At 38.8% G+C, this 15,408-nt stretch carries 15 protein-coding genes; 9 read left to right on the forward strand and 6 right to left on the reverse strand.

Annotated elements, in window-relative coordinates; translation table 11 throughout:
• Positions 1–29: 29 nt before the first annotated feature.
• From PL_RS25805 to PL_RS25830, 6 genes are all read left to right on the forward strand, one after another.
• Entirely contained in the window at positions 30–3,134 is a 3,105-nt protein-coding gene (locus PL_RS25805) for an efflux RND transporter permease subunit (RefSeq protein ID WP_041882859.1), read from the forward strand.
• 46 nt (positions 3,135–3,180) lie between these two features.
• Positions 3,181–4,512, forward strand: coding sequence for a TolC family protein (locus tag PL_RS25810; RefSeq protein ID WP_052496360.1), 1,332 nt, complete (start codon positions 3,181–3,183; stop codon positions 4,510–4,512).
• A 158-nt stretch (positions 4,513–4,670) separates the two neighbouring features.
• Positions 4,671–4,928 (forward strand): DUF3601 domain-containing protein, encoded by a 258-nt coding sequence (locus tag PL_RS25815; protein ID WP_041882861.1) that lies wholly within the window; start codon positions 4,671–4,673, stop codon positions 4,926–4,928.
• Between the two features lie 32 nt (positions 4,929–4,960).
• Entirely contained in the window at positions 4,961–6,346 is a 1,386-nt protein-coding gene (mgtE, locus tag PL_RS25820) for a magnesium transporter (protein ID WP_041882862.1), read from the forward strand.
• A gap of 33 nt (positions 6,347–6,379) precedes the next feature.
• Positions 6,380–6,853, forward strand: coding sequence for a BON domain-containing protein (locus PL_RS25825; RefSeq protein WP_041882863.1), 474 nt, complete (start codon positions 6,380–6,382; stop codon positions 6,851–6,853).
• A gap of 8 nt (positions 6,854–6,861) precedes the next feature.
• Positions 6,862–7,284 carry an SH3 domain-containing protein gene (locus PL_RS25830; RefSeq protein ID WP_041882864.1) on the forward strand — a complete coding sequence of 141 codons (423 nt, stop codon included), beginning with the start codon at positions 6,862–6,864 and terminating at the stop codon, positions 7,282–7,284.
• Between the two features lie 74 nt (positions 7,285–7,358).
• On the opposite strand, the gene PL_RS25835 is transcribed toward PL_RS25830, so the two are convergent.
• Positions 7,359–8,240, reverse strand: a complete 882-nt coding sequence (locus tag PL_RS25835; RefSeq protein ID WP_052496361.1) for a LysR family transcriptional regulator — start codon at positions 8,238–8,240, stop codon at positions 7,359–7,361.
• Between the two features lie 89 nt (positions 8,241–8,329).
• Between PL_RS25835 and PL_RS25840 the strand changes: the two genes are divergently transcribed.
• Positions 8,330–9,166 carry a Rid family hydrolase gene (locus PL_RS25840; protein WP_200890749.1) on the forward strand — a complete coding sequence of 279 codons (837 nt, stop codon included), beginning with the start codon at positions 8,330–8,332 and terminating at the stop codon, positions 9,164–9,166.
• A 67-nt stretch (positions 9,167–9,233) separates the two neighbouring features.
• Here the strand turns inward: PL_RS25840 and PL_RS25845 are convergent, their stop codons facing one another.
• Positions 9,234–10,205: a hypothetical protein gene (locus PL_RS25845; RefSeq protein WP_041882865.1), complete on the reverse strand. Its 972-nt coding sequence runs from the start codon at positions 10,203–10,205 to the stop codon at positions 9,234–9,236.
• Positions 10,206–10,386: 181 nt separating this feature from the next.
• On the opposite strand from PL_RS25845, the gene PL_RS25850 reads away from it, so the two are divergent.
• Entirely contained in the window at positions 10,387–10,977 is a 591-nt protein-coding gene (locus PL_RS25850) for a VOC family protein (protein WP_235324547.1), read from the forward strand.
• 9 nt (positions 10,978–10,986) lie between these two features.
• Positions 10,987–12,078 carry an alkene reductase gene (locus PL_RS25855; protein ID WP_041882866.1) on the forward strand — a complete coding sequence of 364 codons (1,092 nt, stop codon included), beginning with the start codon at positions 10,987–10,989 and terminating at the stop codon, positions 12,076–12,078.
• Positions 12,079–12,153: 75 nt separating this feature from the next.
• Here PL_RS25855 and PL_RS25860 read toward each other — a convergent pair whose 3' ends face one another.
• The 4 genes from PL_RS25860 to PL_RS25875 form a co-directional block, all read right to left on the reverse strand.
• Positions 12,154–13,026: a pirin family protein gene (locus tag PL_RS25860; protein WP_041882894.1), complete on the reverse strand. Its 873-nt coding sequence runs from the start codon at positions 13,024–13,026 to the stop codon at positions 12,154–12,156.
• 91 nt (positions 13,027–13,117) lie between these two features.
• Positions 13,118–13,759, reverse strand: coding sequence for a hydrolase (locus PL_RS25865; RefSeq protein WP_041882867.1), 642 nt, complete (start codon positions 13,757–13,759; stop codon positions 13,118–13,120).
• A 41-nt stretch (positions 13,760–13,800) separates the two neighbouring features.
• Positions 13,801–14,655, reverse strand: coding sequence for a pirin family protein (locus PL_RS25870; RefSeq protein WP_041882868.1), 855 nt, complete (start codon positions 14,653–14,655; stop codon positions 13,801–13,803).
• A gap of 88 nt (positions 14,656–14,743) precedes the next feature.
• Positions 14,744–15,331, reverse strand: a complete 588-nt coding sequence (locus PL_RS25875; protein WP_348620702.1) for a Crp/Fnr family transcriptional regulator — start codon at positions 15,329–15,331, stop codon at positions 14,744–14,746.
• Between the last annotated feature and the right edge of the window lie 77 nt (positions 15,332–15,408).

Here is a 15,408-nt window from a genome sequence, read left to right on the forward strand (position 1 = left end):
TGATGTGATTAAAAATAATAGATAAATCGATGAAACAATTAATTTTTACTGCAATTAAAAAACGCTGGCTCTTTGCTGCACTATTTATACTTCTGGCCTTTTTTGGCTTTTACTCCTGGAAACAATTATCAATTGAAGCTTATCCGGATATTGCTGATGTGACTTCACAGGTGGTTACACAAGTACCTGGTCTGGCTGCTGAAGAGGTGGAACAGCAGATTTCAATCCCTATTGAGCGTGCATTGAATGGCCTGCCGGGTATGCATGTTATGCGGAGCCGGAGCTTATTCGGTTTATCATTAATCACTATGGTTTTTGAAGATGGGGTAGATGATTACTGGGCAAGACAAAGAATTCAGGAAAGGTTAACTGATGTGAAACTCCCTTTCGGAGCGGTTCCGGGGCTTGATCCGCTGACTTCTCCGACCGGAGAGATTTACCGGTATATTATAGAAAGTAAAAACCATGATTTAAGACAGCTCACTGATTTACAGAACTGGAAAATTATTCCAAGAATCAAACAGGTACAGGGAGTTGCTGATGTGACGAATTTTGGAGGGATCACCACGCAATATCAGGTAGAAATAGATCCGGCTAAATTAGAACAGTATCATATTGCACTGGCTGATGTACAAACGGCAATTAATAATAATAACACGAATGCCGGAGGAAGTATTCTGAACCGGGGAGAACAGGGATATGTAGTTCGTGGGATCGGTTTGGTTAAAGATCTGGCCGCATTGGGGGATGTTGTTGTCAAGTCTGTCAATGGAGTCCCTGTATTTGTAAAGGATCTGGGAGAGCTAAAATATGGAACTCTTGAACGTAAAGGTGTACTGGGGTATACTGATCGTCAGGTAAATTATTCTGATGGAATTGAAGGAATTGTTGTGATGCTGAAAGGGCAGAATCCTTCAGTAGTACTTGATGGAATTCATAAAGCTGTTGATGAGCTGAATAAAAGCATTTTGCCGGAAGGTGTAACAGTAAGAGCCTATCTGGACCGGACTAACCTGGTCAATACTACACTTGATACTGTTTCTCATACGCTTTTAGAAGGTATGGCTCTGGTTATTGTTGTACTTATTGTTTTTCTGGGAAGCTGGAGAGGGGCCCTGATTGTGGCCGTTACAATTCCTGTTTCTCTGCTTGTGGCATTTATCTTAATGCATTTCACAAAAATCCCTGCAAACCTGCTTTCACTGGGCGCTATAGATTTCGGGATCATAGTTGATGGGGCCATTGTTATGCTGGAAACGATTCTGAAAAAAAGAGAAGCCAATCCGGACGAGGAATTGGAAGAGGTTTCAATTGGTAAAAGGGCTCTGAGTGTAGCCAAGCCGATTCTGTTCTCTACCATTATCATTATTACTGCTTATCTGCCTTTGTTTTCTTTTGAAAGAGTAGAGAAAAAACTCTTTACACCAATGGCATTTACTGTAGGGTATGCTCTTTTAGGTGCCCTGGCTGTTGCGTTATTATTAATACCAGGCTTAGCTTACGCAGTTTATAAAAAACCGGGAAAAATTTACCATAATACCTGGCTGGAGAAACTCACCAAATGGTATGAAGGCCGTCTTCAAAAGATAATGGACAGACCGAAGAAAGTTTTTGTACCCCTGATTTTAGTATTAATAAGTGCGGTTATCTTATCAGTTACCGTTGGAAAAGACTTTTTACCTCCGTTGGATGAAGGCTCTATCTGGCTGCAGGTATCATTGCCTCCTGGTGTTACTTTAGAGAAGTCAAAGGAAATGAGTGATTCATTGAGAGCAGTAACGATGAAACACCCTGAAATCACTTATGTGAACGTTCAGGCAGGTCGTAATGATGATGGTACGGATTATTTTACACCTTCGCATTTTGAAGTTTCTGTAGGACTTAAACCTTATAAGGAATGGGCCGGTGGCAGAACCAAGGCTGATCTGATAGAGGATTTGTCTAAGGAATATAAAATGATGCCAGGTTATACTGTTGCTTTTACGCAACCCATGATCGATGGGGTAATGGATAAAATTGCTGGCGCACACAGTGAATTAGTGGTCAAAGTGTATGGCAATGACTTCAAAGAAACCCGGCGGATCACTGAAAATGTAGTGACAACTTTACGTCAGGTTAAAGGGGCAGTAGATATTGCAATAGATCAGGAGCCGCCTTTACCTCAGCTACAGATCCGGGTAAACAGGGATGCCGTAGCCAAATACGGGCTCAATATGAGTGATGTATCAGAATTGGTTGAGGTAGCAATCGGAGGCAAGGCTGTCTCACAGATCTTTGCGGGCGATAAAGTCTATGATGTAATTTGCCGTTATAAAGATGACAGTCGCAATACTCCGGAAAAGATAGCGAATTTAATGCTGACCTCTTCATCGGGTGCCAAAATCCCATTATCGCAGATTGCCGAAGTAAAAACAGACCTGGGTGAAAGTTCAATTTCCAGAGAGATGAACCGCAGACAGCTTACTGTAAGGCTAAATTTAAGAGGAGCAGATCTGAGCTCATTTTTAAAAGAAGCACAGGCAAAAATAGATCAGCAGGTTAAGTTTGACGCTGAAAAATATAAAATAGAGTGGGGCGGACAGTTTGAAAATCAAAACAGAGCATACGCTAAATTAGTGGTTGTAGTGCCTATAGCTTTAGCTATTATGTTTTTATTGCTTTATGGCGCTTTTGGGAAATTCAGACAGGCTGGCCTGATCTTAAGTATTGTTCCTTTGGCTTTGTTTGGAGGGATGTTAGCTCTTAATGTCCGTGGAATGACCTTAAATGTATCTTCGGCAGTAGGTTTTATCGCCTTGTTTGGTGTGGCAATCCAAAACGGAGTCATCCTGATTTCTCATATCAATGAGCTTCGCAAAAAAGGATATGATCTGTTAAAGGCAGTTATGGATGGAGCTAAACATCGTTTCAGACCTGTTCTGATGACTGCAACTGTTGCTGCATTAGGTCTGTTACCAGCTTCTTTAGCTACGGGAATAGGTTCTGATGTACAAAGACCCCTGGCAACAGTAATTGTGTATGGCTTATTTGCTGCAACAGCTATTACTTTATTCGTTTTACCGGCACTTTATTATTTGCTGGAAAATAAATGGGGTAAGAATGATTTTCAACCTGATGAATCGGCAACTGTCTGATGAATTTCAATAAATCATACTTAAGCTGAATATTAAAATTATATAAATGATCGAAAACGACGATAAAAATTTCGATAAAAACAAACATATTCTGATGAAATTTACTAAATATCTCTCTTTACTGGCATTCCTGACAGCAATGAGCTTTAACGGGCAGGCACAGGTTGATACCCTGTCTTTGAAACATAAAATATCTGTAGAACAGTATCTAAGCCGGGTTGGTAAAGAGAATCTTGGTTATGCTGCAGAACAGTACAATGTGAATATTGCAGAAGCAGGAATAGAAACGGCGAAAATCTTTCCCGATCCTGAATTTTCAGCTGGGGCATTTGATAACCAGCAGGCAAAGCTAAAGCTGGGGCAGGGATTAACTTTTGGATTAGGTACAACGCTTGAACTTGGAGGCAAAAGAAAAGCCCGGATCAGTTTGGCCAAAAGTGAAACTGAATTGAGCAAAGCATTATTGCTGGATTATCTGAGAAACTTAAGAGCTGATGCTGCATTAGCCTATTACAGTGCAATTCAACAACGCGAATTAATGAAAGTACAGCAGTATGCCTTTCAAATGATGAAGCAACTTGCTGATGCTGATTCTGTTCGATACAAATTAGGTGCGATTACAGAGACAGATGCGAGACAGTCAAAACTGGAGGCTGGTAATTTACAGAACTCTGTTTATCAGAACGAAGCAGACTGGAAAAATTCTTTGATTAAGCTCAGCGCTTTTCTGGGTAAAAAGAGTGTAGATTCTTTAGTGATCCCTGAAGGTAATTTTGAAAACCTGGAACGGGATATTAACTATCAGACTCTGATCAGCAATGCACAAAATATCCGGGCTGATGCTGTAGCTGCGTTAAATAGTAAAACAGTAGCCGAAAAAAGTCTGGCACTGGTAAAGGCGAACAGAAGAATAGATTTGGGGATCAACGCAGGATTACAGTATAATGGAGTTTCTACAAACGAGGTGGCGCCTACACCTTATCATCGCACCTTTAATGCTGGTTTTAGTGTACCCTTGAAATTTTCCAATCACTATAAAGGAGATCTGAAAGCTGCTCAGTTTACGATTAAACAGGCAGGAGTGCAATACGATCAGGTCTTACAGCAAATTCAGGTAGAAGTAACCCAGGCCTATTTTAATTATACTGCTGCAGGTAAACAGGTTCGGCAATATAAAAATGGTTTACTCACAGAAGGCAAAAAAATTCTGACTGCCAAGGTGTATAGTTATAAGCGTGGTGAGACATCACTACTGGAAGTTTTAAATGCACAAAGAACCTATAATGAAGTACAGCAGGGATTTTATGAATCACAATCAAATTATGCTGCTGCATTAATAGAACTGGAACGTGCTGCGGGTATCTGGGATCTTAAATAGGCTATAAAAAACTTGGTTAGGTGGCAATAAATCCGCTGGCTGAATCCTGTTTCGGGGATTGGGTCAGCGGTTTGCTGTTTTTATTATAGAAATATTTAAATTACTTTAATTTTGAATTGTTGAGTAATCATTTTTTAATTCTCTAATATTTTTATTTTATGGGGAACATAAATAATTTAAAACCAGGAAAGAAATATCAGGTCATAAAGGAATTTGTTGATTATGATTATATCAGACATCCCATAGGTGAGATATGGACTTTTGAAAAGACAAATTTCCTGCCTTATGAAGATGGATTAACTCTTCATGTATTTCATAATGGGCGAAGCCAGACCTACAGGTTTCAATGGAGGGAAGGAGAGCAGGCTGCAATTTTGACGGATTTTGAAACTTATGTATTGGAAATCAATGATTAAAGAGTAGATTGGATATATAAAATCCATCTTTTATGAATCTACCTTTTAAAGAGGCTAGGAAAAAGATCCTGGCCGGAGACTTCTCCGGCTTATTTAAGCCCAATCACCAAAGCGGGTATATTCATCCTTCGGAGGTAGCGCAATTATTCGTTTCGATACCAGCTGATAAGGCAATTGATGCCTATAATTCTTTCAGTGCAGAACAGCAGGTTAATGTTTTGCCTTATCTGGATATACAACTCCAAAAAAAGATCATCAAAAGTATAGCTAAAGACAGAGCTTCTTTTATCCTTAATCAGCTGAAGTCGGACGATAGAACTATCTTCTACTCTTCTTCCAGGGGGATTGAGCTTTCGCGCTTTATGGAATACCTGAATGATGAAAACAGAGATGCTGTGGCTAATCTGTTAGGTTATTCTCCTAAAAGTGTCGCTCGTATTATCAATACTGATTTTGCAACAGTAGACAGAACAATGACCATTGCTGAAGCTTCAGAACATTTAAGGCTGAATCATCAGGATACTGAAGCCGCAAATGTAATCTATGTGGTAGACAGTGAAGGGAGGCTAATTGATGATGTACCGGTCAGGAGACTGGTTTTAAATGAGCGTTCAAAAAAGATTATGGACATTGTAGATGGGTTCTGTATCAGTTTGAAGATTACAGATACCAAAGAGGATGCTGTTCAGAAATTTAAAGAATATGACAGGGTCGTTTTACCTGTGATTAATGATGATCATGTCTTACTGGGAGTCGTGACCATTGATGATGTAATGGATGTTGCCGAACAAAAAGCGACCGCCGAGATTCAGAAATTCGGAGGTATTGAAGAACTGGACTTTCCTTATGTAAAAACTCCCTTCTTTTCTTTACTTAAAAAAAGGGCAGGGTGGTTAATTGTCTTGTTTTTAGGTGAAATGCTTACAGCTACTGCTATGGGATATTTTGATGGAGAAATCTCAAAAGCTGTGATATTGGCATTGTTTGTTCCGTTAATAATCTCCAGTGGAGGGAATAGTGGTTCGCAGGCTGCTACTCTGATCATAAGAGCTATGGCGCTGAAAGAGCTGAGTCTGAAAGACTGGTGGTATGTCATGCGCAGGGAAATCTTATCGGGTTTAGTATTGGGAATAATACTGGGGGCGATAGGTTTTATCCGGATCGCGATATGGCAGAATCTGCACTGGTATAATTATGGAATTCACTGGCTGCTACTGGCAATTACGATCTTTTTCTCCTTAATCGGGATTGTAATGTGGGGTACATTAAGTGGTTCTATGGTTCCAATGGTACTGAAGAAACTTAAAATAGATCCGGCCACCTCTTCAGCACCCTTTGTGGCCACATTAGTTGATGTAACCGGATTGGTAATTTATTTTAGCATTGCGGCAATCTTTTTGAAGGGAACTTTGTTATAGTATAATAATTAACACTACCATAACCCAATAAAAATGAAAACAACAAAACTATTAATGAGTGCAGGAGTTGTTGCAACCCTGTTTTTCGCAGCATGTTCGCCAAAAGATGGGGACATTCAAACAGCTGTAAAGGCGAAGGAAGCCAGTGAAATTAGTGTGGCTGTCACCAAAGGTGAAGTTACACTGACAGGTGAAGTTGCTGATGAAGCTGAAAAAGCTAAAGCAGAAGTAATTGCTAAAGCTGAAAAAGGGGTGAAGTCAGTAGTTAATAATTTGACTATCAAGTCATCATTAAGCTCACTGGTGCCTGTAGTAATCGCAGAAGATGCAGCCCTGATCAAAAGTGTAGCTGATGCTGCAAAAGATTTTCCAACAGTTCAAACTACGGTTAAAGATGGTGTAGTTACTTTAAAAGGAGAGATCAACAAATCTTCTTTAGTAAAATTAATGCAGCAGTTGTCTGTTTTAAAACCTAAAAAAATTGATAACCAATTAACTGTAAAATAATCTGAATTATGGCATTACAAGATAAATATAAGGCATTAACTGATGCTGCAGCTGCAGCAGGAATTTCTGATTTAGCAGTGCGCGAACAGGATGGAATATTATATGTAGATGGAACAGCTGCTGACGGGGCAACAAAAGATCATTTGTGGGATGTATATAACCAGATTGATCCTAATTTTGCTTCCGGTGATTTAGTTTTGAATGTTAACGTAGCTGTAGATGCAGCCGTAACACACGCTAAAGTAATTACAGAAAGTAGTAACCTGAATATCCGTAAGGGACCAGGTACAGATCAGCCAATCGTTGGAAAGGCAGCTCATGGAGAGGTTATTACACTCGTTAACAGAAGTAATGATTTATGGTGGCTGGTACGTACCAATGATGGTGAAGAAGGCTATTGTTATGCAAAGTATCTGGAACCTCAGGCATAATCGGAGTTTCAGAATGATCAATAAAAAAAGACCGTCTCCTCAAGAGACGGTCTTTTTTTATTGATTATCACAATTTATCCATCAATTTTAAGCAGATAGTTTTGCAGGTGAAATAATGATGGATTAGGGTTTTCTTTCCTGTTTAGCATAATCAGCGGTACTGTTTCCTCAGCGTCTTCCAGAGGAATAAACTTTAAATTTAATGCATATCCCTGTTCGACCTGCGCAGGTAAAAGTGAAATTCCAAAGCCACTTTCCACTAGTCTTAACACAGAGTTTAGCTGAGAGGCATGATGTGAAATCTGCGGTGTAAATCCTGCATTTGAGCACATCACTAAAAAACTGTCAAATATGGTCGGGCCACATTCGCGTGTGAAAGTGATAAATTTCTCATTGACCAATTCTTTAATTGAAATGTTTTTCTTTTTTGATAATGAATGATTTATTGGTAGTATGGCAACGAATGGCTCTGACAGAATTAATTTTTCTTCCAGTTTTTCAGGATGCAGCCAGGTTCTGACAAAAGCAACATCCAGTGTACTGTTATTTAATTCATGGACTAAATTATGATTTGGTAATTCTTCAAAATGTAAACTGATATGGGGATATTTTTCTCTGAAGCCCGCTAAAAGTTCAGGGAGTCTGCTATGCATAACTGCACCCACATAGCCAATTCTTAAGGTGCCAGTTTCACCCTGCCCATATATTGCAAGCCTTTTTTTGACAGTTTGCATTTGTAAAATCATTTGCTTGGCATCCTGCAAAAAGTCAAATCCGGCAGGAGTAAGGGTTACACTTCTTTTAGTTCGTTCAAATAGTAATACGCCCAGCTCATCCTCTATTTGCCTGATCATTCTGCTTAGCGGAGGCTGAGAAATATGCAGTCGGCTGGCCGCCCGGCCAAAATGTAATTCTTCTGCTAAAATCAGGAAGTAATTTAAGTGTCTTAAGTCCATGTAATACTATTTGGGTATTAGTGTGTGACAAAAATAGTATTTTAGGTATTAAAAGCTAAGAGTAATTTTGTATGAATTCATTCAGAAACATGAAAACAATATTATCTGTCTTTTTATTTATCTATTCCTTTCATATGATGGCACAGACCAAAGAAAACCAAATTAATACACTGCCTTTTAGTAAAGTGAAACCAGCTGCTGATTTCCTTTTTATATCCGGGCAGGTTGGTTCCGATAGCTTAACCGGAAAATTAGTAACCAGTAGTTTTGAGGCTGAATCACATCAGGTTATGAAAAATATTGGACATTTACTCAAAGCACAGGGGCTGGAGTTTAGTGATTTGGTCAATGTAACTATTTACCTGAAAAATATGGATAATTATCAAATGGCTAATCAAGTATACAGAACCTATTTTAAAGATGATTTTCCGGCGAGAGTCTGTATTGCGGTTCTTGATCTTCCGGCAAAAGCAAACATTGAAATTGCTGCTACAGCATTGAAACGCCTAAATACTACCACAGTGAATAAACAAATTATAAAGAGCTTTTTAGAAGAGATCCGCTCGGGTAAAAATCCGGATAATGCATATTCATATATGGCTGATAAGATATTGGCACATCAGATGAATGCAGAAGAAGAGACAACAGTTCAAAGAACACCTCAGAATTATACAGAACACATCAGAGAATTCTTGTCTTTATATGGCAGGTTCAAATTAGAAGTCACAGAAATAATTGCAGAAGATGATAGAGTTTATGTGCGATGGAAGCAGACTGGAAAACATCTGGGAACGATTGACGGGCATCAGGCTACGGGGAAACAATTAGTAGAAATTGCCAGTGCAGTTTACAGATTGGAAAAAGGAAAAATTACGGAGTACTGGATTCAGATAGACCGTCTGGGATTGGAAAAGCAACTCAAATAAAGACTGTAACTATTACAGCATTAAAAAACTAATAAAGGGAACCTTCTTTGGATTCCCTTTATTAGTCTTACTGATTAAAGTAATTATAGTTTCTGATCAGACCATCGTAATCACGATCCAGGTCATCAATGTCGGTTTTGGTTAGTTTGCCACTGGTTCCGGCATCCCGCAGTGTCTTCTTAGTGCGCAGTAAAAGATCGTGGAAACTCTCATAAAACCGCTTATATTGACCATCTTTATTTGCTTTTTTGGCATTTTCAATATTCAGTGCAGCATTTTTTGTCTGTGAATTTTCCAGTTCTCTATATCCAGCCTGAGCTTTATCTTTGATCTTTGCATAATTACTACCATTATCAGCCAGCAGATCAATAAAATTACGGAAGGTTTTCATATCAGTCTTCATTGCGATGATATAGTCTTTAAGCGGGCTGTCTTTCAGTACTACAATTTCCGCAGCATCTGCTACTTCATTAACTTTTTTCATCAGTACCAGTTTTCCTGTATATAGTTTTTGTACTGTGTTTCTGATTGTATCAATCATGAGATAACCTTTGGTTCCGTTATCATCTTTGTAGTCCTGAGCTTTAAGATAATCATCCAATTGCTTGTAGTTATTCTGAAGCTTTTCAAATATGGTATTATATTGAGTAATCTGTGTTTTGAAATAAGCCTGATTTTCTTTTCCAAGTTCATCTACCGGTTTTTCTATCGTTACCCCATTCATGTTGCGAAGGCCAGCCTGAATGAGATGCGGGGTAATCACTCCGGTAAATGCAAATAGATTTTTTGGATTTCTTAATCCTTTTTCTATCTGCTCTGTATTACTGAGTATGTTTTTTAAATATGAATTATGGCTGTTTGCCATATCAACGACAAGGTTGGTGTATTCAATAATACGACTGGCTTTATCCGCTGATCCAGTTTCAGCAGAAGCGGATGACTCATTTTGAGTGTTGTTATCCTTCTTATTATTGGTGCATGATATTACTGCCAATAGCAACAGTATACAGCATAATGTAGAGGTGATGGTTTTTTTCATAATGTAAATGGTTGATTATTGGCAAGATAAAGATATTCTTTAATAACAGAAAATGTATCGTGCAGTGAACGTTCTACCATACTTATGTATCATTATTATGATGATTTAATACAATTTATATTATTATAATAATGATAGTGTTATGCCGAGATTTGTGTGGTCAAATAAATAATATAAAATAATGGAACGTAAAAAATTCATACAGACAGCCACTTTGGGAGCAGCAGGATTACTTGCGGGTAGTGCTGTTTCTTTGTCTGCAAAAAATAAAAATATGGAAACTATAGCTCAAAAAAATAAAGGTTTTAGCCGTGTGAACCACGTTGGGATTGTTGTTGCAGATCTCGATAAATCTATAGCTTTTTATGAAGCGCTGACAGGCCTTAAAGTAAGTAATGTTGATCAGATTGGCGGAGATCGTATGGCTCAGGTTTTAGGCTTGAAAAAAACACTCATCCGTTATGCAAATCTTCATCTTGAAAATATCAATATGGATCTGCTGGAATATGAGCAGCCTGAACCGGTAAAAGCACATTACGATAATAATCAGATTAGTGCGATGCATTTATGTTTTGAAGTTGATAATATTCAGGATGCTGTTAAACGATTGAAAGATGCCGGGATTAAGTTATCAGGTGAGCCTATCATTTTTGAAGCAGCAGATGGATTGAAATCAGGTTTTGGTACAGCAGTAGCTTATTTTGATGATCCTGATGGAACACATCTGGAAATTATTGAACCACAAGGTCCATTTAAAAGAGAACGTAAATAAAATTTTATCATGAGCTTATTTGAATCTTATTCAGGCAAAGGACTTGAACTAAAAAACAGAGTTGTAATGGCTCCTATGACCCGCGCACGTAATCCCGATGGGATTCCTAACGCTTTGAATGCTCTGTATTATGAACAAAGAACAGGAGCCGGGTTAATTATCACAGAAGGGACTGCTATTTCTCCAACTTCGATGGGAGTGCTTCATGTACCGGGGTTATTCACTAAAGAACAGGTAAATGGCTGGAAATTAGTGACTGATGCTGTTCATGAACAAGGGTCTAAAATCTTTACCCAGTTATGGCATGTAGGCAGAGTCTCTCATATTTCAAATCAGCCCGATCGGCAGGCTCCGGTAGGTGCTTCAACTATACAGGCTGCTGAATCAAATGCATGGGGATATGATGAAAATGGCAAAGAGAGTTTTGTTATTGCTTCCAAACCTAAAGCGTTGACTACAGCAGAGGTTAAGCAGGTAGTCAATGATTTTGCCAATGCATCGGCCAATGCCATAGAAGCAGGTTTTGATGGAGTGGAGCTTCATGGTGCAAATGGGTATCTGATGGAACAATTTCTCAATCCATATACCAATGACAGAACGGATCAGTATGGCGGTTCAGTAGAAAACCGCAGCAGGTTTCTGTTAGAAGCGATAGACGCCAGTATTGCTAAGATCGGTGCCGAAAAGGTTGCTATTCGTTTAACACCATATGGTGGATTGCATGAATTACCACATTATCAGGAGATAGAACAAACTTATGCTTATCTCGCATCAGAGTTAGGAAAACGCGGGATTGTATATATCCATCTCATGGATCAGAAATCACGTGGTAGTTTTGCTATACCAGATGGTTTTCTGGAACGGTTCAGAGCAAATTTTGAAGGGATTATTATTCTGGCAGGAGGGATGAATAAGGAAATTTCAGAAAAATATCTGGAGAAAGGACTCATTGATCTGGCAGCTATCGGAGAAGCATTTATTGCCAATCCTGATTTAGCAGACAGATTGAAATATGATTATGAACTTGCTTTACCTAATCGTGATTTGCATTATGGCGGAGGAGCACTTGGTTATACCGATTATCCGGTCTGCGAAGCATAGTTTTAAAGGCCGGTTCTTGTAATGAAAAAGCCGTTTCTGAATTAACAGAAACGGCTTTTGTATAAAAAACAAACATTAATCTTTCAGCACGCCAAATTTACCGCTGTTGAAGTCTTCGATAGCCTGATCAATTTCTTCATTTGTATTCATTACAAAAGGGCCGTAACTTACAATCGGTTCATGAATAGGTTCCCCGCTTAATAATAACACCACGCTATTTCTATTGGCTTTGATCTGAATTTCTTCCCCTTTATTCTCAAACAAAACAAAACTATGTTCAGCTGCTATTTCACCATTTACTTCGATACTGCCATTTACCACTAATAAAGCAGTGTTATGTCCTGCACTTACCGATGTTGTGATTTCTGCACCTTCGTTCAGCTTAATATCTATTAAATTTACCGGGCTATAGGTTTCCGCAGGTCCGGTAACTCCATTAAAGCTTCCGGCGATGACATTCACCACACCTCCGTTATCCGGCAATTCAATTTTACCCATACCCGCAGCAGTTAACTCCTGATAATGCGGAGTTACAGATTTATCTTTTTTAGGAAGATTTACCCATAACTGAACCATTTCAAACGGACCTCCTTTTTTAGAAAAGGCTTCTTCATGATATTCTTTATGTAATATCCCTTTACCAGCAGTCATCCATTGAACGTCACCAGAGTTGATGATTCCGTGGCTGCCTGTGCTGTCATGATGTGCAACACTGCCTTTGTAAGCAATTGTTACCGTTTCAAAACCTTTATGTGGATGCACTCCAACACCTCTAAGATGATTTGAAGGTCCAAAATCGTATTCCGGGTTAAAGTCCAATAGTAAAAAAGGACTTATTCTCTCCTGAGGAATGCCTGCACCTGGTATATAATTAAATACCCTGAACCCGTCACCAACCATATGAGGTTTGCCAGAATTTGTCACTATTTTTTCAATTAACTTTTTCATTATATATCTCCTTTTTATAACAATATCAAGCATTGTATACAAATATACCTATACGAGAAGGGCTATTCGTTGATGTAGGATAAGAAGCGATTTACTCCGCTTTATCATAAGAAAACTGAATACCCGCAGTTCCGCCGGTTTCAATGAATAACTTCATAAAACCTGGAACAGTTTCTGATCTTCCCCAGTCCCTTTGCAGTTCACAGAATAATTGTGCTACACTTACCGGTTGTGCACCTGCCTGCTCCATTCTCCTTAAAGCTGCATCATGAGCTGCCAGTGAAGTTCCGCCAACTGCATCAACAACAGGATATACTTCATAACCCTCTTTCAGTGCATCCAGAGTAGGAAACGACAGACATGCTTCAGTCCAAAGCGCAGTCATGATTAATTTCTTTCTTCCTGTTGCTTTAACTGCTTCGAGGAATTCAGCATCTTCCCATGCATTGATTGTTGTACGGTCATAAGAAGGCAGACCAGTCATTTCTTTACGTAGCTGCGGAATGGTTTCAAAATTTAAACCAGTCTTGACGTTTACCGTAGAAAGAATAATTGGCAGATTATACAATTTTGCCATCTTTACTACACCAGTAATATTGTTAACCAACAGCTGCCGGTCCATAGAGGCAATGGAATTCACCTGAACAGGTTGATAGTCTATGAGGATTAATGCCGCATTCTCCGGCGTTAATAATTGATCATTTTTTTGATCTCTGATAGGTAAGCTACTCATCTTATTTGTTTTTAAAATTAAAAAATCAGTATTACAGAAAGTTAAAATTCAAGAGTGCCGAACGCACCGTTTTTATATTCGGCAATTGCCTGATTTGTTTCCTCTTCCGTATTCATCACGAAATTGTCTTTAGCTGCTAAAGGCTCTTCTATTGGCAGAGCACTGAGAAACAGGATCTTTGAATCTTCTGCAGCATCTAAAATGACCTGGTCGTTATCTTTTTCCAGCACTGCCAGATGATGAAAACTGACTGGTTCATCATTGATATTAACCGATCCGCTGATCACATATATTAATGTCCAGTAACCCGGAACAGCCCGGATGTCTACCCGTTTTCCTTGCTGAATCTCACCGATAATGGTTGTGACAGGAGTGAAGCTTTTCATTGGCCCGGTCTGTTCTTCATATTCCCCGCTTACCAGTCGCAGATGAACACCTTCCTGCTTTAATACTTCCGGTTGCATAGTTTTAGTGGCAGACTGATAGCATGGCTCATCCCATTTATGAGCTTGAGGTACATTTACCCAAAGCTGAATCAGCTCTTGTGTTCCACCATTTTTCAGCAGCTCTTTTGTTGGTCCTTCACTATGTAAAATTCCTTTGCCGGCAAACATCCACTGCACATCACCAGCTTTGATGATTTCATCATTGCCGGCATTATCCTTATGATAACCTTCGCCCTGGAGCTGGAAAGTTACCGGTGAAAAACCCCGGTGAGGATGCGGGTGAATTCTTAATTCCTGTCCCGGAACGATATTTTCCGGGCCCATATGGTGTAGTACTATAAAGGGATTTGCAAACCTGAAATCTTTGTGTGGCAGAGGCTGCAAAACCGTTTCATCCTTAGTAATCTGTTTTTCTCTTCCTAAAAGGATATGTGCTATCTTTTTTCTCATAATAAATATGTCTTTTATGATTAAACAAATTTATCAGCAAAGCAGATAAGGAAAAATGACGTTGATTAAGAAAAAAACTTAATACAGGTTAAGATTTTGAAAGACTTTCTGCTTTGAGCATTTTACTTAAAAACTCTGGTGTAACACCAATATAGGAGGCCACCTGTTTCTGAGCTATAATATCAATTAAGGTAGGGTAGCGCTGACAGAATTTTTCATATCTGTCTTTGGCGCTCAGACGGGCATTATCCATTGCACGGGTCTGATAAGTGACCAGTGAATTTTCTGATAATATCCTGAAGTAGTAATTGAGTTTTGGAATTTCCAGGTAAAGTTTTTCCAGGGTGACTTTTGAAATCAGAATAATTTCGCTGTCAAATACGGCATCTATGTATAGATGACCAGCATTTTGTGTAATAAAGCTGTACATATCTGCTATCCACCAACCTTCAGGAGCAAACTGCTGAATATATTGAAAACCATTTTCATCCAGATGATAACTTCTCAGACAGCCAGATGTGACAAACATCGCAAAACGATTGATATCTCCTTCAAGTAACAGATGTTGTTTTTTTTTAACCTTTTTTACCTGCAGACTGGATAATAACAATTGTTTCTCTGCTTCATTAAGAACAATATGCTTAGAGATGCTATTTAGAAGGAGGTCTGCATTCATAGTATGGCTGTTGAAAGAACGAAGATAGCCATATTATATAAAACAGTAAGCTCTGTATGCATGAATACTGCCTTATT

Origin of the sequence: Pedobacter lusitanus (genome assembly GCF_040026395.1) — a bacterium.
Taxonomy (GTDB): domain Bacteria; phylum Bacteroidota; class Bacteroidia; order Sphingobacteriales; family Sphingobacteriaceae; genus Pedobacter; species Pedobacter lusitanus.